An 18,711-nucleotide genomic window follows, 5' to 3' on the forward strand; every position below is an offset into this window, starting at 1 on the left:
CGCCGTCGGACCGCACGGTGCCGCCGTCGGACCGCACGGTGCGCCGCCGCGCGGCGCGGTCGTCAGATCTCGTCGAGCAGGTCCGCGACCGAGTTGATGATGCGGGACGGGCGGTACGGGTACCGCTCGGCCTCGGTGCGGCTGCTGATGCCGGTGAGCACCAGGATGGTCTCCAGCCCGGCCTCCAGGCCGCAGAGGATGTCGGTGTCCATCCGGTCGCCGATCATGGCGGTGGTCTCCGAGTGCGCGTTGATCGTGTTCAGCGCCGATCGCATCATCATCGGGTTGGGCTTGCCGACGAAGTACGGCTCCACCCCGGTCGCCTTGGAGATCATGGCGGCGACCGAGCCGGCGGCCGGCAACGCGCCTTCCACGGACGGGCCGGTGACGTCGGGGTTGGTGCAGATGAAGCGGGCCCCGTCGTTGATCAGCCGGACCGCCTTGGTGATCGCCTCGAAGCTGTAGGTGCGGGTCTCGCCGAGCACCACGTAGTCCGGGGCGAAGTCGGTGAGCACGTACCCGACCGCGTGCAGCGCCGTGGTCAGGCCGGCCTCACCGATGACGTACGCGGTTCCACCCGGGCGTTGGTCGGCGAGGAACTGGCCGGTGGCCAGCGCGGACGACCAGATCGACTCCTCCGGAACGTCCAGCCCCATCCGGCTCAACCGGGCGGTGAGGTCACGCGGCGTGTAGATCGAGTTGTTGGTCAGCACCAGGAACGGCTTGCCGGAGGCGCGCATCCGGTTGATGAACTCCGGCGCTCCGGGCACCGGCTGACCCTCGTGCACCAGCACGCCGTCCATGTCGGTGAGCCAGCTCTGCACGGGCTTGCGGTCATGCATCGGTGCCCCCAGCAGGCGTCGGTCGACGGGTCGGTACACAGCAGACGGTGGGGCAGGTGTCCCACATCGGCAGGTCGCCGAGGCGACGGCGCAGCTGCGCGCCGTCCGGGTCGGTGCGTTCAATGACCAACTCACGGATCATGGTCACGAAGCGCGGGTCGGTGCCCGGGGTGCCGGCCCGGACGAAGTCCAGGCCGAGCTGCTTGGCGGTCTCCAGGGCCTCGGTGTCGAGGTCCCACACGACTTCCAGGTGGTCGGAGACGAACCCGATCGGGCTGACCACCACGCCGGTGGTGCCGCCCTCGGCGAGCACGCCGAGGTGGTCGTTGATGTCGGGTTCGAGCCACGGTACGTGCGGGGGGCCCGACCGGCTCTGCCACACCAGGTCGTACTCCAGGTCGGGGGCGGCGGCCTCGGCCACCAGCCGGGCGGCCTCGCGCAACTGCGCCTCGTACCGGCCGCCGCGCGGGCCGGCGTTGGCCGCCATCGAGGTGGGGATGGAGTGTGCGGTGAACACGAGTCGGGTCGTGTCCCGCTTCGCGGGGTCGAGCTGGGCGAGGGCGGCCCGGACCGCGTCGACGTGCGGCTCGATAAACCCGGGGTGGTCCCAGAACTGCCGCAACTTCTCGATCACCGGCGCGTCCGGCCCGACGGCGGCGCGGGCGGCGGCGATGTCCTCCTGGTACTGCCGGCAGGACGAGTAGCCGCCGTACGCGCTGGTGACGAAGGCAAGCGCCCGGGTCACGCCGTCGTCGCGCATCCGGGTCACGGTGTCGGCGAGCATCGGGTCCCAGTTGCGGTTGCCCCAGTACACGGGCAGGTCGATGCCGTTCGCGTCGAAGTCGGCGCGCAGGGCCGCCAGCAGCTCACGGTTCTGCTGGTTGATCGGGGAGACCCCGCCGAAGTGCTGGTAGTGCTCGGCGACCTCGGCCAGCCGCTCGGGCGGCACGCCGCGGCCGCGGGTCACGTTCTGCAGGAACGGCATCACGTCCTCGGGCCGTTCGGGCCCGCCGAAGGACACCAGCACCACCGCGTCGTACACCATGGGGTCATTCTTGCCCCTCGCCCACGACGGCCCGGCGACGCCCCCTGGTCCGGACGCGTAGGTCACGCGCGCGGCCCTCGGGGGCGTCGCCGATGAGAGCGTCAGGCGCCGATGGCGTGGTAGCCGCCGTCGACGTGCACGATCTCGCCGGTGGTGGCCGGGAACCAGTCGGACAGCAGCGCCAGGCAGGCCCGCGCGGCGGGCTCCTGGTCGGTGAGGTTCCAGCCGAGCGGGGCGCGCTCGCTCCAGGCGGTCTCGAACTGGTCGAAGCCGGGGATCGACTTGGCGGCGATGGTACGCAGCGGTCCGGCGGCGACCAGGTTGCTGCGGATGCCCTGCTTGCCCAGGTGCATCGCCAGGTAGCGGGACGTGGACTCCAGGCCGGCCTTGGCCACGCCCATCCAGTCGTAGACCGGCCACGCCTTGCTGGCGTCGAAGGTCAGGCCGACCACCGCGCCGCCGGCCGACATCAGCGGCAGGGCCGCCATGGCGAGGGACTTGTACGAGTAGGTCGACACGTGCAGGGCGGTCGCCACGTCCTCCCACGGCGCGTCGAGGAAGCCGCCGCCGAGGCAGCTCTGCGGCGCGAAGCCGATCGAGTGCACGACGCCGTCGAGCCCGTCGACGTGCTCGCGGACCCGGTCGGCGAGGCTGGCCAGGTGTTCGGCGTTGGTCACGTCGACCTCGATCACCGGCGCGGGCTCGGGCAGCCGCTTGGCGATCCGCTCGACCAGGGAGAGCCGGCCGAAGCCGGTGAGTACGACCTGAGCGCCGTTCTCCTGGGCGATCTTCGCCACCGAGAAGGCGATCGAGGCGTCGGTGATGACACCGGTGACGAGCAGCCGCTTACCAGCGAGCAGTCCGGACATGCAGGGTTTCCTCCGTAGTCAGAGAAGGTCAGTGGCCCATGCCGAGGCCGCCGTCGACCGGGATCACGGCGCCGGATACGTACCCGGCGCTGTCCGAGGCCAGCCAGGTGACGACGGCGGCCACCTCGTCCGGGCTGGCCATCCGGCCGGCCGGGATGGACTTGCGGATTTCCGCCTTGCGGTCGTCGGACAGGCCGGCGGTCATGTCGGTGTCGATGAAGCCCGGCGCCACCACGTTCGCGGTGATGTTGCGGCTGCCCAGCTCGCGGGTGATCGAACGGGCGACGCCGACCAGGCCGGCCTTGCTGGCGGCGTAGTTGACCTGACCCGCGCCGCCGGAGAGGCCCACCACCGAGGAAATGAAGATCATCCGGCCCCACTTGGCTCGCAGCATCTTGCCGGAGGCGCGCTTGGCGACCCGGAAAGCGCCGGTGAGGTTGGTGTCGACCACGGTGGTGAACTGCTCCTCGGACATCCGCAGCAGCAGCGTGTCGTCGGTCATGCCGGCGTTGGCGACGACCACCTCGACCGGGCCCAGCTCGGCCTCGACGGCGGTGAACGCGGCGTCGAGCGACGCCGCGTCGGTGACGTCGGCCCGTACGCCGAACAGCCCGTCGGGGGCCTCGCCGCTGCGGTGGGTGACCGCCACCCGGTCGCCCTGCTTGGCGAAGGCCTGCGCGATGGCCAGGCCGATTCCCCGGTTGCCACCGGTCACCAGCACGGTACGGGCCACGGTTCCTCCTTGCGAGTGCACAGCACGGACGGCTCGGAGCCTAGGCGTTACCCGCAAGTAAGCGCTAACGGGTGTGGCGTCCCACCAAGGTACGACGTGGGGATCAACCTGCGGGGGCACGCCTGGTGGCGCCCTCGGCCCGTAGCCTCCGGGTGGTGAGCCGGCAACCGATCGCCGTGACCCTCGGCGCCCTGCGGCAGACCCTGTGGGGCCTGGACGCCCCACCCGAACGGTCGGTGCTGGCCCGGTGGCCCAGGCTGGCCCGCTACGCCGCCCCGGTGGGGCTGCTCGCCGCGCTGGGCCTGTTCCTCATCACGCTGACCGTGGAAAGCGAGTGGGGCCTGCCGACGCCGGTCGCGCTGCTGTTCGCGGCGATGACCGTGGCGCCGCTGCTGGCGCTGCCCCGGTTTCCGCTGCTGGCCTGGCGGCTGACGGTGGTGGCCCTGCTGGTGTGCACGTTCAACGCGCCCGCCGACCAGGCCTGGCCGTGGACCCCGCCGCTGGCGCTCGGGTCGGTCGCGGTGCTGGCGGTGGTCGTCGCGCGGGTCGACCGGCCGGTGCTGGCCTGGGTGGTGGCGATCAGCACGGTGCCGGTGTTCACTCTGGTCCACCCCGACAACCGGGTGCCTGTCCTGCTGCTGTTCGGCGCGCTGGCGATCGTCGGCGACCTGTACCGACACAACAGGTTGTCCCGGCGGGCTCTGGCGGCGCAGACCGAGCTGAGCGAGCGGGAGCAGGAGCGTCGCGCCGTCCTGGAGGAACGCACCCGGATCGCCCGCGAGCTGCACGACGTGGTGGCGCACCACATGTCGCTGATCGCCGTGCAGGCCGAGACCGCGCCGTACCGACTCGGCGACGTGCCCGCCCCCGCCGCCGCGGAGTTCGTCGCCATCGCCGGCTCGGCCCGCGACGCGCTGACCGACATGCGGCGGCTGCTGGGAGTGCTCCGCAGCGAGGCCAGCGGGCCGCAGACCACCCCGCAACCCGACCTGGCCGACCTGGGCGCGATGGTGGACGCGGCCCGTCGTGCCGGGCTGCCGGTCACCCTGGAAGCCGGCCCGTCGGGGCCGGTGCCCGCACCGGTCGGCCTGGCCGCGTACCGCATCGTCCAGGAGGGCCTGGCGAACGCGGCCCGGCACGCGCCCGGCGCCGCGGTGCGCGTCACCGTCCGTTCCGGTCCGTCCGGTCTGGGAGTACGCGTCGACAACTCCCGGCCCGACGTCCGACCGACCGTCGACGGCAGCCCGGGACACGGGCTGACCGGCATGCGGGAGCGCGCGACCTCGCTGGGCGGTACGTTCACCGCCGGACCGCTGCCCGACGGCGGGTACGCCGTGGTGGCCGAACTGCCGTACGAGGTGGGGAGCGCAGACGCATGATCAAGGTGCTGATCGCCGACGACCAGGCGATGGTCCGTCAGGGCTTCGGCGCGCTGCTCGCCGCCCAGCCGGACCTGCTCGTGGTGGGCGATGCCGCCGACGGCGCGCAGGCCGTGGCCGCCGCCCGCCGGCTCGACCCGGACGTGGTGCTGATGGACGTGCGGATGCCGGTCCTGGACGGGTTGGAGGCCACCCGCAAGCTGCTGGGTGACCGGTCGGCACAGCGCCCCCGGGTGCTCATCCTCACGACGTTCGACCTCGACGACTACGTGTACGAGGCGCTGCGGGCCGGTGCCAGCGGCTTCCTGCTCAAGGACGCCCCGGCGGCCGATCTGGTGCAGGCGGTACGGGTGGTCGCGGCCGGGGACGCGCTGCTCGCCCCGGCGGTCACCCGCCGGCTGATCGCCGAGTTCGCGGCCCGCCCGGACCGCCGCCGGCCCCGCCCCACCGACCTGGCCGGGCTGACCCCCCGTGAGACCGAGGTGCTGCGGTTGATCGCCCGGGGCCGCAACAACGCGGAGATCGCCGGCGACCTGGTGGTGGCCGAGCAGACGGTGAAGACGCACGTCGGGCGAATCCTCGCCAAGCTCAGGCTGCGTGACCGGGCCCAGGCCGTGGTGCTGGCGTACGAGACCGGTCTGGTCGCCGCCGGCGAGTAGCACCGGGGAGCTACCCGCAAGGCGGCTCCCCGGCACGACGCCCGCGACCCGTACGCCACCGCACTCTCCCTCCGGACGACATTCCGGAAGGGGAGAACGCGCATGCGACGACGAGGTGCCGCCCGTGTGGCGCTGAGCGCACTGCTCGGCGTGAACCTGATTCTGCCCAGCAGACCGGAGCCGGTCGCGGCTGCGGGGTTCGTCGAGGCGTACCCGGTGACGGCGGCGGCGATGCGCGCGGCCGGCCACCCGTACGCGGACTGGGTGGCCGACGGACGCCGGTTCCTGACCTTCGACGCGCGCGGTGACGGCCGCGCGGTGGAGGTGCTCGGCGACCTGGCCGACGCGGACCGGATCGCGGTGCTGGTGCCGGGGGTGGGCAGCACGCTCGCCGACTTCGACCGGGGGCTGGGCGGGGTGGCCGGGCGCGCGCCGGCGGTACAGGCCGCGCAGCTGTATCGGCGGCTGCGCTCGACCGACCCGTCGGCGCGGGTCGCGGTGCTGGCCTGGCTCGGCTACGACCCGCCCGACGGGGTGGTGGCCGCCGTCAGCGACGCGAGCGCCCGGCGCGGGGCGGTCGGGCTGGCCGGGCTGCTGCGGGAGCTGGCGACGCGGCGTCCCACCGCGACGATCACGGTGATCGGGCACAGCTACGGGGCGCTGGTGGCGGCGCTCGCGGCGGCGCACGCCCCGGCGCAGGTCGGCGACGTGGTGAGCCTCGGCGGTGTCGGCGCGGGGGTGCAGCGGGCCGACGAGTTGCGCGACGGCCTGCGGTTCTGGGCGGCCGAGGCGTCCTCCGACTGGATCCGCCGGGTGCCGGGGGTGCGGCTGCCCGGTCTCGGGTACGGGCGTCGCCCGGGCGACCCGGCGTTCGGCGCCCGGCCGCTGCCGGCGGACGGGGTGTCCGGGCACGACGGCTACCTGGCGACGGGCAGCGCCACGCTGGGCGCGCTCGCGGAGGTCGTGCTGGGCACCGGGCCGGTCGAGGAGGCGCGGTGAACCGCGACCGGGCGGTCGACGCGCTGCGGGCGTACGCGATCGGTGGGGTCGTGCTCGGGCACTGGCTGGTCACCGGTCTGGTGCTGGCGGGGGACGGCGGCCTGCACCAGGCCAGTCCGTTGGCCACGCTGCCCGGCCTGGCCCCGGTCACCTGGGTGTTGCAGACGCTCGGCCTGTTCTTCTTCGCCGCCGGCTTCGGCTCGGCACGGTCGCTGGCCGGGCACCGGGGCGGGTGGGGCGGCTGGCTGGCCCGCCGGACGCGTCGGCTGCTGCTGCCCGCGGTGGCGCTGCTCGGCACGGGTGCCGCGGTGTTGCTGGCCGCCACGGTGGCGGGGGCACCGGACGACACGCTCGCCGTGGGGCTGCGGCTCGCGGTCAGTCCGCTGTGGTTCCTGGCGCCGCTGCTGCTCCTCGTCGCGTCGAGCGGCCCGCTGCGTGCGGCCGTACGCCGATGGGGGGTCACACGCTGCGCGCTGCCGGCGGTGGCCGTGGTGGCGGTGAGCGACCTCGTGGTCCGTCTGCTGCCGGACGGTGTCACCGTGCCGCCGGTCAGCGTGGTGGCGGCCTGGTCGGTGCCGTACCTGCTCGGCCTGGCGTACGCCGACGGGCGGCTGGGTGGACGGCGGACGGCCGCCCTGCTGGCGGCGGGCGGGGGCGTCACGCTGGCCGTGCTGCTGGCGGCGGGTTACCCGGTCAGCGCGGTCGGGGTGCCCGGGGCCGGGGTGTCCAACCTCAACCCGCCGTCGCTGCTGGCGGTGGCGCTCGCGGTCGCCCAGGTCGGGGTGGGCCTGCTGGCCCGACCAGGGTGGGAGCGGTTGCTGGCCCGACCGCTGCCCGCGCGGGTGGTGAGCAGGTTGAACAGCGATGCCGTGCGGATCTACCTGTGGCACCAACCGGTGCTGGTCGGGGTGACCGCGCTCACCGCACGAGGCGGCCTGCCCCTACCCGGGCTGCACACCGCACCGGACGGTCCGGGGTGGCTGCTGGCCCGGTGCTGCTGGCTGCCGCTGCTGGCCGCGGCGCTGGCCACGGTGGTGCGTACGGGTCGCCGGAGCGGGTCGACGGACCGCCCCGGCGGGTCGCGCCGGCCGGGCGGTGGAGCGCTCGCCGGCCGGTCGGCCGAGTGCGTGCCCGCGCCGACGCAGGTGTACGATCATCGACGTTCGGACCGGGCCGACTTTCAGGAGGTGATCGCTGTGCGAGATAGCGATCCTCCCAGTCGTGGCCGGGCCGATGGTCAGCCCCGCTGAGCCACGACTCAGTCTGGCGAGCTGACCCCGCTCCGCTCCCCCACCACCTCGGCGAACGCCGTGGTGTGTGCCGCACCGTCCGGTCACCGGACGGTCGCCGGGAGCCGCCCGGTCACGACTTCGTGTGCGCGTCCCCACCCCCTGCGGTCCGCCCCCGCACGCGGACCGTCCAGCCGCCACTCGGAGTTGTCCATGAGCCGCTACGTCGCCCCGCTGGGCTTCACCCTCGCCGCCGTCTGGGTGGCCGTCGTCTTCGTCCTGGCCGGCGGCGGTCACTGACCACCACCGGCCGTCCCTCCCCTGGCCGTTGCTGACCCGGTCGGCTCAGGTCATCCGCTGACCCGGCCTTCGGTCAGAGCATCCGCGACGACCAGAGCAGGCTGAGCGCGCCGGCGCAGAGCGCCAGCAGCAGCGCCACCCCGGCGTACCACTGCGTCACCTCGCGCGGCTCGGTGCGGAAACCGATCGAGCTGCCCATGTCCTGGTAGACCTGCTTCAGCTCGCTCACCGAGGCAGCCTCGTAGAAGTAGCCCTCGGTGGTCTCGGCCAGCTCGGCGAGGGCCAGCCGGTCCACCGGCACCCGCTGGAGCTGCCCGCCGATGTCGACCTGACCCGTGTCCGTGCCGAACGCGATGGTGGAGACCGGCACGTTGGCCGCCTGCGCGGCGGCGGCCGCCTCCTCCACCGACCGGCCGGAGGTCCGGAAACCGTCCGACAGCAGCACGATCCGCGCCGGTGGGACACCCGCCGCACCGTCGGCCGGAACCGACCGGATCGCCTCCAGGCAGGTGAACACCGCCTCGCCCGTCGCGGTCGCCTCGGCCAGCACCAGACCCTCGATCGCGGCGGTCACCGCGTCCCGGTCCTTGCCCGGCGGCACCAGCACGTTCGCCGCCTTGGCGAACGAAACGAGGCCCAGGTTGTAGCTCTCCGGCAGCTCGGCCACGAACTGCTTCGCCGCCTCCTGCGCGGCCTCCAACCGGTTCGGCGCCACGTCGTCGGCCTGCATCGACAGCGACACGTCGATGGCGAGCATCACGGTCGCCCGCTCCAGCGGCTCCTTCGTGTCCATCGCCGGCCGGGCCAGGGCCGTGGCGAGCACCAGCAGGCAGAGCAGGAACGCGGTCGCCGGGACGTGCCGCCGCCAGCCGAGGCCCTTCGGCGCAACGGTACGCAGCAGGTCCACGTTGGTGAACCGCATCGCGTACGCCCGGCGGTGCAACTGCCGCCACACGTAGAACGCGGCGAGCGCCAGCACCGGCAGCACGGCCAGCAGCCACCACGGTTGCAGAAAACGGATCATCGTGTCGTCCCCCGGGTACGCGCGTGCCGCTGCGCGGCCACGAAACGCACCATGTCCAGCAGCCAGTCTCGGTCCGTACGCAGACGCAGGTGGGCCGCGCCGGCACCGCGCAGCGCGGCGGCGATCGTGGCCCGTTGGGCGGCTGCGGCCTCGGCGTAGCGCTGCCGCAGCCGGGGGTCCGCGGTCTGCACCTCGTGCAGCTCACCGCTCTCCGGGTCGACCACCGGCAGCACCCCCACGTCGGGCAGCTCCAGCTCACGCGGGTCGACCACCTCGATCGCCAGCACGTCGTGCCGTACGCGCAGCTTGCGCATGGGCCGGGCCCACTGCTCGGCCGGTGCCAGGAAATCCGAGACCACCACGGCCACCCCGCGCCGCCGAGGCGGGCGGTTGAGCATGTCGACGAGTGCTCCCAGGTCACCTCGACCGGGCTGGATCGCCGTACGGGCGACGGTACGCAGCAGGCCCTGCGCCTCCTTGCGACCGGAGCGGGCCGGCAGGCGGGTGAACGCGCCGGGACCGGCCGGAGGCGGGCCACCCCGCCAGCGCCGCGCCGGCGCGGACGCGCCGCCACCGGTGCCGATCACCGCGCCGATGCGGTTGCCGCCGCGCACGGTCAGGTGGGTGATGGCAGCGGCGGCCGCCACCACCACCTCCCGCTTGAGCCACTGCCCGGTGCCGAAGTCCAGACTGGCCGAGAGGTCCAGGGCCAACCAGGTCTCCAACTCCCGGTCCGCGACCGTCCGCCGCACGTGCGCGGTCGTGGTCCGCGCGGTCACCGGCCAGTCCATCCGGCGTACGTCGTCGCCGGGGCGGTACTCCCGCGACTCCCCCGCCTCGCTGCCCGGCCCGGGGAGCAGGCCGGCGTAGTCGCCCTGCAGCAGACCGTCGAGCTTGCGGGTGACCAGCAACTGGAGTCGGGACAGCACGGCCTCGCTGCGGTCGGCCAGAGGGGCGGGTCGAGGGGTGGGTGAGGTCACGGCCGCTGCCCGGGCCAGCCCGCGCCAGGCGGTGGGACGGTCGACGGCGGGGTGGCCTGCTGCCGGGGTGCGACCGACGGGAGCGGGATGGTCGACATCACCCGCTGGACGATGTGATCGGCCGGCACGTCGTCGGCGAGCGCGTCGTAGCTGAGCACCAACCGGTGCCGCAGGATGTCCGGGGCGATGTCCTGCACGTCCTGCGGCAGGGCGTAGTCGCGGCCCCGCAGCAGCGCCAGCGCCCGGGTGGCCCGGACCAGACCGAGCGAGGCGCGCGGGCTGGCGCCGTACTGGATCAGCTGGGCGACGTCCGGCATGCCGTGCTCGGCGGGCGCGCGGGTGGCCAGCACCAGACGTACCGCGTAGTCGACAAGCGCGTTGTGCACGAAGACCTGGTCGGCCTTGCGTTGCAGGGCGATCAACTCGGGGGTGTCGAAGACCGCCGTCGGCTCCGGCGCGGCAACGCCCATCCGGTAGACGATCTCCCGCTCCTCGGCGTCGGTCGGATAGCCCACCACGATCTTCATGAGGAAGCGGTCCCGCTGGGCCTCCGGCAGCGGGTAGACGCCCTCCTGCTCGATCGGGTTCTGGGTGGCCATCACCAGGAACGGGTCGGGCACCCGGTGGCTCTCGCCGCCGATGGACACCTGCCGCTCGCTCATCACCTCCAGCAGCGCCGACTGCACCTTGGCCGGCGCACGGTTGATCTCGTCGGCGAGCAGGAAGTTGACGAAGACCGGGCCCAACTCCACGTCGAACTTCTCGCTCGACTGCCGGTAGATCCTGGTGCCCATGATGTCGGCCGGCACCAGATCCGGGGTGAACTGCACCCGGGCGAAGGACCCGCCGACGACCTTGGCGAGGGTCTCCACGGCCAGGGTCTTGGCGACGCCGGGCACGCCTTCGAGCAAGCAGTGGCCGCGGGCGAGCAGCGCGACGAACATCCGCTCGACCATCCGGTCCTGGCCGACGATCACCCGTTTGATCTCGAACAACGCCTTCTCCAGCAGGGTGGCGTCCTGCGCGGGCGTGGTCACCGGGGCGGGCGCCTGCGGTGCCACCCCGTTCGGCGTCGGGGCGTCGGGCGTGGTCGGCTGGGCCACCGGTCCTCCACAGCGTTCGTCGGTCGTCGCGGCTGATGCGGTATCAAGACTCGCATGCCTTCCTGAGTGCCGAGGTGGGGAGAAGCCGAAATTCGCCGCGCCGTCCCGACCACCGAATCGCGCGTCACGGGTGGACAGGGACCGGGCCGCCGTGTGTACGATTCATCCCGTCGCCGGGCGGCTCCCCCCGTGGCCGCCCGGCGCTCAAACTTTTCCGTCCGGCCGCCCTAGACTGGCCCGGATGAGCGCCCCCACCCCTGCCGACGAAGCCCTGGTCTGCTCGGCCCGGGGCTGCCGCGCCCCCGCCGTCTGGGCGCTGGAGTGGAACAATCCCCGCCTGCACACCGCCGATCGGCGCAAGACGTGGCTGGCCTGCGCCGAGCACCGCGACACCCTCGGGGCGTTCCTGGACGCCCGGGGCTTCCTCCGTACCGTCACTCCGGTGTCCGGATCGCCTACCCTCGACATGTGAGCGAGCGATGAGGCACAGCAGCGTGGCGTCTCGCGCGGCGGCGCGGGACGCGCAGAACGGATCCCATCGGTGAGCGCGGAGGACCGCGCCGAAATCCCGACCTCCCCCGACCCCGACGCCCCACCGGCCCTGCCCGGCCCCACCGCCCCGACCCGGGCGACCTCCCCAGCCGCTGCGCCGCCCGGCGTCGCGCCGCCGCCCGGCGCATTCCCCGCGCCCGGCGCATTCCCCGCGCCCGGCACGCTCGGCCCGGACCCGTCTCCCCCGGACGTGTCGTCGCCAGCCCCGTTGCCCCCGAACGCCGTTCCCCCGTCCGACAGCCACCACGACGTCCCCTCGTCGCCGCCCGACCTGCCGCCCCCCGGGCTCCTGCCGGCCGGGCGCGACCCCGCCGGGTCGAGACACGGCCCGTTGGAGCCGTGGCCGGACACCGTCCAGTGGCAGCCGATCTCCGCCGACCTGATCTGGGTGGAGCTGATCCGGCTCGCGCTCGTGGTGGCCGTCGGCCTGGCCGTCACCGCTATCGGCTGGGCGCTGAGCGGCCACTGGCTGTTCGGTCTCGCCCTCGCCGTCGTACTGGTGCTCGGCGCGTGGCGGGCCACTGCCATCGTCCGGGCCGTACGCGCCTGGGGCTACGCCGAGCGCGACGACGACCTGCTCGTGCGCCACGGGCTGCTGGTCCGTCGGCTGTCGATCGTCCCGTACTCCCGCATGCAGTTCGTCGACGTGAGCGCCGGCCCGCTGGAACGCGCCTTCGACCTGGCCACCGTGCAGTTGCACACGGCCGCAGCCGCCAGCGACGCACGGGTACCCGGCCTGCGTCCGGCCGAGGCGTCCCGACTGCGCGACCGGCTCACCGCGCTCGGCGAGGATCGGGCGGAGGGGCTGTGACCGGCCGCGCGGGCGACCGTCGGCGACGCCGGGAGCCGGCCCGATGAGCGAGAGCCCCGTCGAGCCGGGCACCCGACCGCCACCCTCCGACGGCGGCGCGTTCCCGCCCGGCACGCCACACCCGCCCGGCTGGCCACAGCCGCCCGGCACGCCACAGCCGGTCGGACCACCGCACCCGGTCGGACCACCGCAGGCCGCTGGGTCGCCGTACCCCGTCGGGCCAGCGCAGGCGGTTCAGCCCTGGCCGGCGCCGGGGGGCGGCGGTGACGGCGAGCCTCGGCAACGGCTGCACCCGCTCAGCCCGCTGCTGCACGGTGCCAAGTCTTTGGTCGTGGTGATCGCCGGCCTGTCCTGGTCGACCCTGTCGCGGGTCGGCTTCGGTTGGTTCGCCGCCATGGTGGTGGTGCTGGCGCTCGGCGCGACGGTGCTGTCGGTGATCAGTTGGTACAACACCGGCTACCACGTGGTGGGTCGTGAGCTGCGGGTGTACGAGGGGCTGCTGTGGCGGCGTACCCGGGCGATCCCGTTGGAGCGGTTGCAGGCCGTGGAGGTGGTCCGGCCCCTGCTCGCCCAGCTCACCGGCCTGGCCGAGCTGCGCCTGGAGGTCGTCGGCGGGGGCAAGACCGAGGCGCCGCTGGCGTACCTCGGGGTGGCCGACGCGGCCCGCCTGCGCGCGCGGTTGCTGGCGCTCGCCGGGCGGACGGCGGCACCCGACACCACCGCGCCCGCGACGCCGACCGAGGCGGCGACGGCCGTGCCGGGCCGGCCACTGCATGCGGTACGCAACAAGAACCTGCTGGTCAGCCAGTTGCTCACCCCGCAGGCGTTCCTGCTCCCGTTCGGTGTGGCATTCGTCGTGGTGCAGTTCGTCACCGCCGGGTCGTGGTCGTTCATCGCGGTGGCCAGCACGCTCACCGCGATGGCCGGTGTGCTGCTGCAACCGATCCGCCGGGTCCTCGACGACTGGAACTTCCGGCTGGCCCGCGACGGCGGCACCCTGCGGGTGCACAACGGCCTGCTGGAGACCCGGGCGCAGACCGTGCCGCTGGACCGGGTCCAGACCGTACGGGCCACGTGGCCGCTGCTGTGGCGGGTCAACGACTGGCTGCGACTGAGGTTGGAGGTGGCCGGCTACTCGATCGCGGAGGCCGACGACCGCAACCGGCCGGACCGACTGCTGCCGGTGGGCGACCTGCCGACCGCCACGATGATCGTCGGCGAGGTGCTACCCGCCGTACGCCTGGACGCGCTCACACTGAGCCCGCCACCGCCCCGGACGCGCTGGCTGCACCCACTCGGACGCGGCGCGCTCGGTGCGGGCCTCTTCGAACGGGTCTTCGCCACCCGGTCCGGGCTGCTCACCCGGGAGCTGGCGATCGTGCCGTACGCGCGGATCCAGAGCGTGCGCGTCGTGCAGGGGCCGGTGCAGCGTCGGCTGGGGCTGGCCACCGTGTACGCGGACACGGCCGGCGGCTCGGGCGCGGCGGCCCAGGACCGCGACCTCGCCGAGGCCTGGTCCCTGGCGGCCGAACTGACCACCCGAGCAACCGCCGCCCGCCACCAAACCCCAGCCCCACCCCGCTAACCACCCCACCCCCACCCAACCCCCAACCCCAACCCCACTCCACCCCGGTTGATCATGAAGTTATTGCCCCGACACGCCGACGCGAGGAGCAATAACTTCATGATCACCGGGGAAGGGGCGGAGGCCGGAACCGGGCGGAGGCCGGGCGGGGGCGGGGGCGGGTTAGTGGTTGGCCGGGATGGGCGGGGTTGGGGTTTCGGTGGGTGGGGGTGGGGGTTGGGGTGCGGTCGTGACGGGTGTGGTGGGGGGTTGGGTGGCGCGGTGGGCGCGCCAGGTCCTCCAGCCGCGCTCGGCCAGGCCGACCACCAGGTAGGTCAGCCCGACGTACGTCCAGCCCACCAGCACGTCGATCACGTAGTGCTCGCCGGAGTAGACCAGGGTGAAGGTCATCGCCAGGGGGTACGCGAGCAGTAGTGGCCACCACCGGCGACGGGTGGTGTGCAGGAAGAACAGCACCACGAACAGCGCCCACGCGGTGTGCAGCGACGGCATCGCGGCGACCGGGTTCGAGGCGATCTGGCCGGCGTTGAGCACGTTGCCGGCGCCGTGCATCCCGAACACCTTCCAGCCCCGGGTGGAGATCCGGGCGACCTCGGTGAGCAGGCCGTTCTGCGCGGCCCACCACGGCGGGGCGGCCGGATAGATGAAGTAGGTGGCCAGCCCGGCGGCGCACAGGAAACCCCAGCGCCGCATGTAGGCGGCCCAGCGGTGCCGGTCGCGCAGCCAGAGGACGGCGGCGGCGGCCAGCGCCACCACGAAGTGCGAGAAGTACACCCAGCTCGCCGCGATGTCCCACCAGTGCACCTGCGGGCGGTACAGGTGCTCCTGCAGCCAGACGGTGGGCACCTCCCCACCGGTGGCCCAGCCGAACATGAACCGGTCGGCGACGATCAACTCCATGGCGTGCGGGGTGGCGCCGTTGTCGGCGAACCCGCGCGACAGGTTGTACGCGGCAAGCAGCAGCACCACCGGTACCCAGTCCCGGGCGAAGCGCAGGTGGCTGCGCCACGGGCGGTCGCTGTGCCAGGCGATGGTCCCGAGCCAGATCCAGACGAAGGCGTACGCCGGGTCGGTGGGTAGACCGATGCCGAGCCACGCGGCGACGAAGGCGACCGCCCAGATCGTCATGGCGACGATGCGCCGGCGGCCCGCTTCCGGGGACGCGGGTGGGTCGGTCCGGGCGGGGGGCTGGGGGTCAGTCACGACGGCCATCGCGGTCAAGGTTAACGACGGCTACGGCATCGACCGACGGGTACCACCCGTCGAGGCGCCGCACGGGTGGAGGGTGGGCGGCGCCGGGATCGCCGGGCGGGTCTTCGGCAGGCTCGGGGAGCACCTAGGCTGGCGACCATGCAGGAGCAGCCCGAGCCGGCCTTCGCGCCGGGTCTGACCGCCCAGGTCGAGCTGATCGTCACCGACGCGGACACCGCCCAGGCGGTCGGTTCGGGGGACGTACCGGTGCTGGGCACACCCCGGGCGCTCGCGCTCGCGGAGGCCGCCACCGTCGCGGCCACGGCCAGCGCGATGCCGCCCGGGTCGACGACAGTGGGCATCCGGGTCGAGTTGGAGCATCTCGCGCCGACGGTGGTGGGCCGCACGGTACGGGCGCAGGCGCTGCTGGCGACGGTCGACGGTCGACGGTTGTCGTTCGAGGTGACCGTCGCCGACGGCGACCAGACGGTGGCGCGGGGCCGGGTGGACCGCCTCCTGGTGGACCGGCAACGCTTCGTCGACCGGGCCGGGCGGTCGTCGTGAGCGCCGGGTTCGTCGAGGTCGCCGACCGGGTGTACGTGCGGGACGAGCCCCTGCTGCGGGTCAACGTCACGCTCGTCGTCGGCGACGACGGGGCGCTGCTGGTGGACACGCTCTCCTCGGCCGGGCAGGCCGCCGAGCTGGCCGAGGCCGTCCGGGCGGTCACCGACCGTCCGCTGACCCTCGTCAACACGCACCACCACTACGACCACTGCTTCGGCAACGCCGTCCTGGCCGGCGACCCACCACGCCCGGTGTACGCGCACGAGCGGGCCGCCGCCGCCCTGCACGACGAGCCGGAGCGGCTGCGCCGGGAGGCGTACGAGGAGGTGCGCGCGGAGCACCCGGAGCTGGCCGCCGATCTGGCGGACACTCCGCTGCTGGCCCCGACGCACACGGTGCACACCGAGACGACGCTCGACCTGGGTTCTCGACGGGTGGTGCTGCGGCACCCTGGACGTGGGCACACCGACGCCGATCTGGTGGTGCACGTTCCCGACGCCGATGTGCTCGTCGCCGGCGACCTGGTGGAGCAGAGTGGTCCGCCCGCCTTCGAGGACTCGTACCCCCTGCAGTGGCCGGACGCGGTCGCGGACCTGCTGCGGCTGACGACCGCGCGCACGGTCGTCGTGCCGGGTCACGGCGATCCGGTGGACGTCGATTTCGTGCGCGCCCAGCACGCGGAGCTGGTGCGGCTGGCCTGGCTGATCCGGGCCGCGCACACCGGCGACGCGCACCCGGAGCGGGTGGCCGCCGAGGCGCCCTTCGGTGCCCGAGCGGCCCTGATCGCCGCCCGCCGCGGCTACCGGGAGCTCAACGGCGAAAGCTGAGCGCCCAACCCCCGCCGATCTTGCACTTCCTGCGGCGACATAGCCCCGGATAAGGGACATATTGTCAACAGGAAGTGCAAGATCGGCGCGAAGGAGAGGGCGGAGCTAGACCCCCGTGCGGCGCCACTGTTGGTTGGTGCCGGTGGTGCAGGTGGACTGGACGGCGCGGGCGCCGTCGGTGGTGGCGGCGTTGAGGATGGTCAGGCACTTGTTGCTGTGCCTGGCGATGAGCTGTACCGCGCCCGTGCCTGGGTCCTGCACGCGCCACTGCTGGTTGGTGCCGCCGTTGCAGGTCCACTGGGTCACGCGGACGCCGTCGCCGGTGGCGCTCGCGCCGCCGTACACGTCCAGGCACTTGCCGCTGTGCGCGCTGATCACCGTCTGGTAGCCGCCGCCGGCGTCCTGGAACCGCCACCGCTGGTTGGGCTGCCCGTTCGCGGCCCACTGCACGATGTCGGCGCCGTCGTTCGTCGCGTTGTTGGAGACGTCCAGCAGCTTCCCGCTGTGCTGGGCGGTGAGGGTGTACGCGGACGGCACCGGCACCGTGGTGCCCGGGGTCAGCCGGTACAGCCCGGCACCGTGGGCCGGCAGGGAGCGGGTGAGCGTGCCGTTGACCGTGCCGAGGGACGCGCCGGACCACAGGTCGGTCACGGTGGCCGATCCGATTCCGAGGTCGGCCAGGTTGACCGAGACGTTCGCCGCGCTGCTCTCGCGGTTGAACAGGGCGACGTAGCGGTCGGTGCTGCCCGGCACGTCGGCGGTCCACACCTGCCGCGTGCCGCCGGAGAGCTGACGGTTGTTCGCGCTGTTCTGGTCGACGGCCAGGACTGCGGCGTTCGTCATCAACGCCAGATCCGAGGCGCGGTTCTCCACCAGGTTGCCGCCCCACATCAGCGGCGCCCGGTTGATCGCCCAGAGCGTCATCAGGGTGCGCTGCTCGTCCGCGCTCAGGTTGGAGTAGCGCGGCGATCCGACCGGCCCGTACTTGGAGAGGCGGCCGATGGGGATCATGTCCGGGTCGGGCCACGCGCCGGTGGCGCGGTACGGGGTCCAGTTGCGGAGTTGGTCGAAGAGGGCGTCGACGGACGACCAGTTGTCCCACAGGTCGTTGACGATCCGCCACATGTGCGCGTTGGCCTGGACGTGGCCCCCACTGGCCAGCGGGGTCGCGCCCGGCGACAGGCTCAGCACCATGGGACGGCCGCTGTGCTGGATGGCCAGCTTGTAGCCCTCGATTTCCGCCTGGCGGTAGGTCGGGGCGGCGATGTCGTCCACCTTGACGAAGTCGATCCCCCAGGACGCCAGCAGTTGGAACACCGAGTCCAGGTAGCTCTGCGCGCAGGGGTTGGACATGTTGAGGCCCCACATGAGGTTGAGCCAGGCCGCCGTGGTGCTGTTGTTGATCTGGTTGGCGCGGCAGGTGGTGCCGAGGATCGGGACGTTGTCGGCGACCGCCTGGCGGGGGATGCCCCGCATCAGGTGGACGCCGACCTTCAGTCCCTGCGCGTGGATGTAGTCGGCCAGGGGCTTGAACCCGTTGCCGCCCGCCGCGGAGGGGAACCGGGTGGTGTCGGGCAGCAGCCGCCCGTTGCCGTCCATGCCGAGCCGGGGTTGCAGGTTCGAGTCCTGGTTGGGGCTGTTGTTGTGTCGCCCGGGGTAGTACCAGGCCCAGTCGATCACCACGTACTGCCAGCCGACCTGGCGCAGGTTGGTGGCCATGTAGTCGGCGTTGGCCCGTACGTCGGCCTCGGTGACGCTCCAGTTGAACGAGTCGTAGCTGTTCCACCCCATCGGCGGGGTGCTGGCTGTCTCGTTGTCCCAGGCGAGCGCCCGCTCCGGCGGACTGGCTGCCACGCCGATTGCGGCCACCAGGACGACGACGAGGATGGCGGCGAGGCGGCGGAATGCCGGTGGTACCAGGACGAGTCTCATCGGAGCCTCCCGGATAACACGCTGGAAATAGGCAGACGCCGATGTTAACGTTCACATAACGTGGCCGTCAACCAGTCGTCACCGCTC

Annotated in this window: 18 protein-coding genes; 9 read left to right on the plus strand and 9 right to left on the minus strand. The window is 73.2% G+C overall.

Annotated elements, in window-relative coordinates; genetic code table 11:
* Positions 1-62: 62 nt before the first annotated feature.
* The 4 genes from ABZV06_RS13390 to fabG all read right to left on the minus strand — a co-directional run bounded on the left by ABZV06_RS13390 (position 63) and on the right by fabG (position 3,489).
* Entirely contained in the window at positions 63-842 is a 780-nt protein-coding gene (locus ABZV06_RS13390; RefSeq protein WP_007462546.1) for an HAD-IIA family hydrolase, read from the minus strand.
* Positions 835-1,887 (minus strand): ferrochelatase, encoded by a 1,053-nt coding sequence (locus ABZV06_RS13395; RefSeq protein ID WP_355245695.1) that lies wholly within the window; start codon positions 1,885-1,887, stop codon positions 835-837. The genes ABZV06_RS13390 and ABZV06_RS13395 overlap by 8 nt, the downstream gene beginning before the upstream one ends.
* Before the next feature lie 101 nt (positions 1,888-1,988).
* A complete protein-coding gene (gene fabI / locus ABZV06_RS13400; protein ID WP_355621202.1) occupies positions 1,989-2,756 on the minus strand; it encodes an enoyl-ACP reductase FabI in 768 nt (255 codons plus the stop codon).
* Positions 2,757-2,784: 28 nt separating this feature from the next.
* A complete protein-coding gene (fabG, locus tag ABZV06_RS13405; RefSeq protein ID WP_355245689.1) occupies positions 2,785-3,489 on the minus strand; it encodes a 3-oxoacyl-ACP reductase FabG in 705 nt (234 codons plus the stop codon).
* A gap of 155 nt (positions 3,490-3,644) precedes the next feature.
* Between fabG and ABZV06_RS13410 the strand changes: the two genes are divergently transcribed.
* The 4 genes from ABZV06_RS13410 to ABZV06_RS13425 all read left to right on the plus strand — a co-directional run bounded on the left by ABZV06_RS13410 (position 3,645) and on the right by ABZV06_RS13425 (position 7,776).
* A complete protein-coding gene (locus ABZV06_RS13410) occupies positions 3,645-4,868 on the plus strand; it encodes a histidine kinase (protein ID WP_355621204.1) in 1,224 nt (407 codons plus the stop codon).
* A complete protein-coding gene (locus ABZV06_RS13415; protein ID WP_355621206.1) occupies positions 4,865-5,527 on the plus strand; it encodes a response regulator transcription factor in 663 nt (220 codons plus the stop codon). Before ABZV06_RS13410 ends, ABZV06_RS13415 begins: the two co-directional genes overlap by 4 nt.
* Positions 5,528-5,629: 102 nt before the next feature.
* On the plus strand, positions 5,630-6,526 hold the full coding sequence (locus ABZV06_RS13420) for an alpha/beta hydrolase (RefSeq protein WP_355621209.1): 897 nt from the start codon (positions 5,630-5,632) through the stop codon (positions 6,524-6,526).
* Positions 6,523-7,776 (plus strand): acyltransferase family protein, encoded by a 1,254-nt coding sequence (locus ABZV06_RS13425; protein ID WP_355621212.1) that lies wholly within the window; start codon positions 6,523-6,525, stop codon positions 7,774-7,776. Before ABZV06_RS13420 ends, ABZV06_RS13425 begins: the two co-directional genes overlap by 4 nt.
* A gap of 352 nt (positions 7,777-8,128) precedes the next feature.
* On the opposite strand, the gene ABZV06_RS13430 is transcribed toward ABZV06_RS13425, so the two are convergent.
* The 3 genes from ABZV06_RS13430 to ABZV06_RS13440 are packed head-to-tail and all read right to left on the minus strand — an operon-like array spanning position 8,129 to position 11,162.
* The gene (locus tag ABZV06_RS13430; RefSeq protein WP_355245671.1) at positions 8,129-9,079 is read right to left on the minus strand and encodes a VWA domain-containing protein; all 951 of its coding nucleotides are present in this window, start codon (positions 9,077-9,079) and stop codon (positions 8,129-8,131) included.
* Positions 9,076-10,077 (minus strand): DUF58 domain-containing protein, encoded by a 1,002-nt coding sequence (locus ABZV06_RS13435; RefSeq protein ID WP_355245789.1) that lies wholly within the window; start codon positions 10,075-10,077, stop codon positions 9,076-9,078. The genes ABZV06_RS13430 and ABZV06_RS13435 overlap by 4 nt, the downstream gene beginning before the upstream one ends.
* On the minus strand, positions 10,056-11,162 hold the full coding sequence (locus tag ABZV06_RS13440) for a MoxR family ATPase (RefSeq protein WP_355621214.1): 1,107 nt from the start codon (positions 11,160-11,162) through the stop codon (positions 10,056-10,058). Before ABZV06_RS13440 ends, ABZV06_RS13435 begins: the two co-directional genes overlap by 22 nt.
* A gap of 241 nt (positions 11,163-11,403) precedes the next feature.
* Here ABZV06_RS13440 and ABZV06_RS13445 point away from each other — a divergent pair, with 241 nt between their 5' ends.
* The 3 genes from ABZV06_RS13445 (at position 11,404) to ABZV06_RS13455 (ending at position 14,110) form a co-directional block, all read left to right on the plus strand.
* Entirely contained in the window at positions 11,404-11,634 is a 231-nt protein-coding gene (locus ABZV06_RS13445) for a hypothetical protein (protein ID WP_355245665.1), read from the plus strand.
* A 351-nt stretch (positions 11,635-11,985) separates the two neighbouring features.
* Positions 11,986-12,525: a PH domain-containing protein gene (locus ABZV06_RS13450; protein WP_355245786.1), complete on the plus strand. Its 540-nt coding sequence runs from the start codon at positions 11,986-11,988 to the stop codon at positions 12,523-12,525.
* Positions 12,526-12,568: 43 nt separating this feature from the next.
* A complete protein-coding gene (locus tag ABZV06_RS13455; RefSeq protein ID WP_355621217.1) occupies positions 12,569-14,110 on the plus strand; it encodes a PH domain-containing protein in 1,542 nt (513 codons plus the stop codon).
* A gap of 162 nt (positions 14,111-14,272) precedes the next feature.
* Here ABZV06_RS13455 and ABZV06_RS13460 read toward each other — a convergent pair whose 3' ends face one another.
* The gene (locus ABZV06_RS13460; protein WP_355621220.1) at positions 14,273-15,322 is read right to left on the minus strand and encodes a phosphatase PAP2 family protein; all 1,050 of its coding nucleotides are present in this window, start codon (positions 15,320-15,322) and stop codon (positions 14,273-14,275) included.
* 138 nt (positions 15,323-15,460) lie between these two features.
* Between ABZV06_RS13460 and ABZV06_RS13465 the strand changes: the two genes are divergently transcribed.
* Positions 15,461-15,865 (plus strand): hotdog domain-containing protein, encoded by a 405-nt coding sequence (locus ABZV06_RS13465; RefSeq protein WP_355245656.1) that lies wholly within the window; start codon positions 15,461-15,463, stop codon positions 15,863-15,865.
* Positions 15,862-16,692, plus strand: coding sequence for an MBL fold metallo-hydrolase (locus ABZV06_RS13470; RefSeq protein ID WP_355621223.1), 831 nt, complete (start codon positions 15,862-15,864; stop codon positions 16,690-16,692). Before ABZV06_RS13465 ends, ABZV06_RS13470 begins: the two co-directional genes overlap by 4 nt.
* Before the next feature lie 105 nt (positions 16,693-16,797).
* Here ABZV06_RS13470 and ABZV06_RS13475 read toward each other — a convergent pair whose 3' ends face one another.
* Positions 16,798-18,624, minus strand: coding sequence for an alpha-galactosidase (locus tag ABZV06_RS13475; RefSeq protein WP_355245650.1), 1,827 nt, complete (start codon positions 18,622-18,624; stop codon positions 16,798-16,800).
* Between the last annotated feature and the right edge of the window lie 87 nt (positions 18,625-18,711).

Origin of the sequence: Micromonospora sp. NPDC005172 (assembly GCF_040608555.1) — a bacterium.
Lineage (GTDB): Bacteria > Actinomycetota > Actinomycetes > Mycobacteriales > Micromonosporaceae > Micromonospora.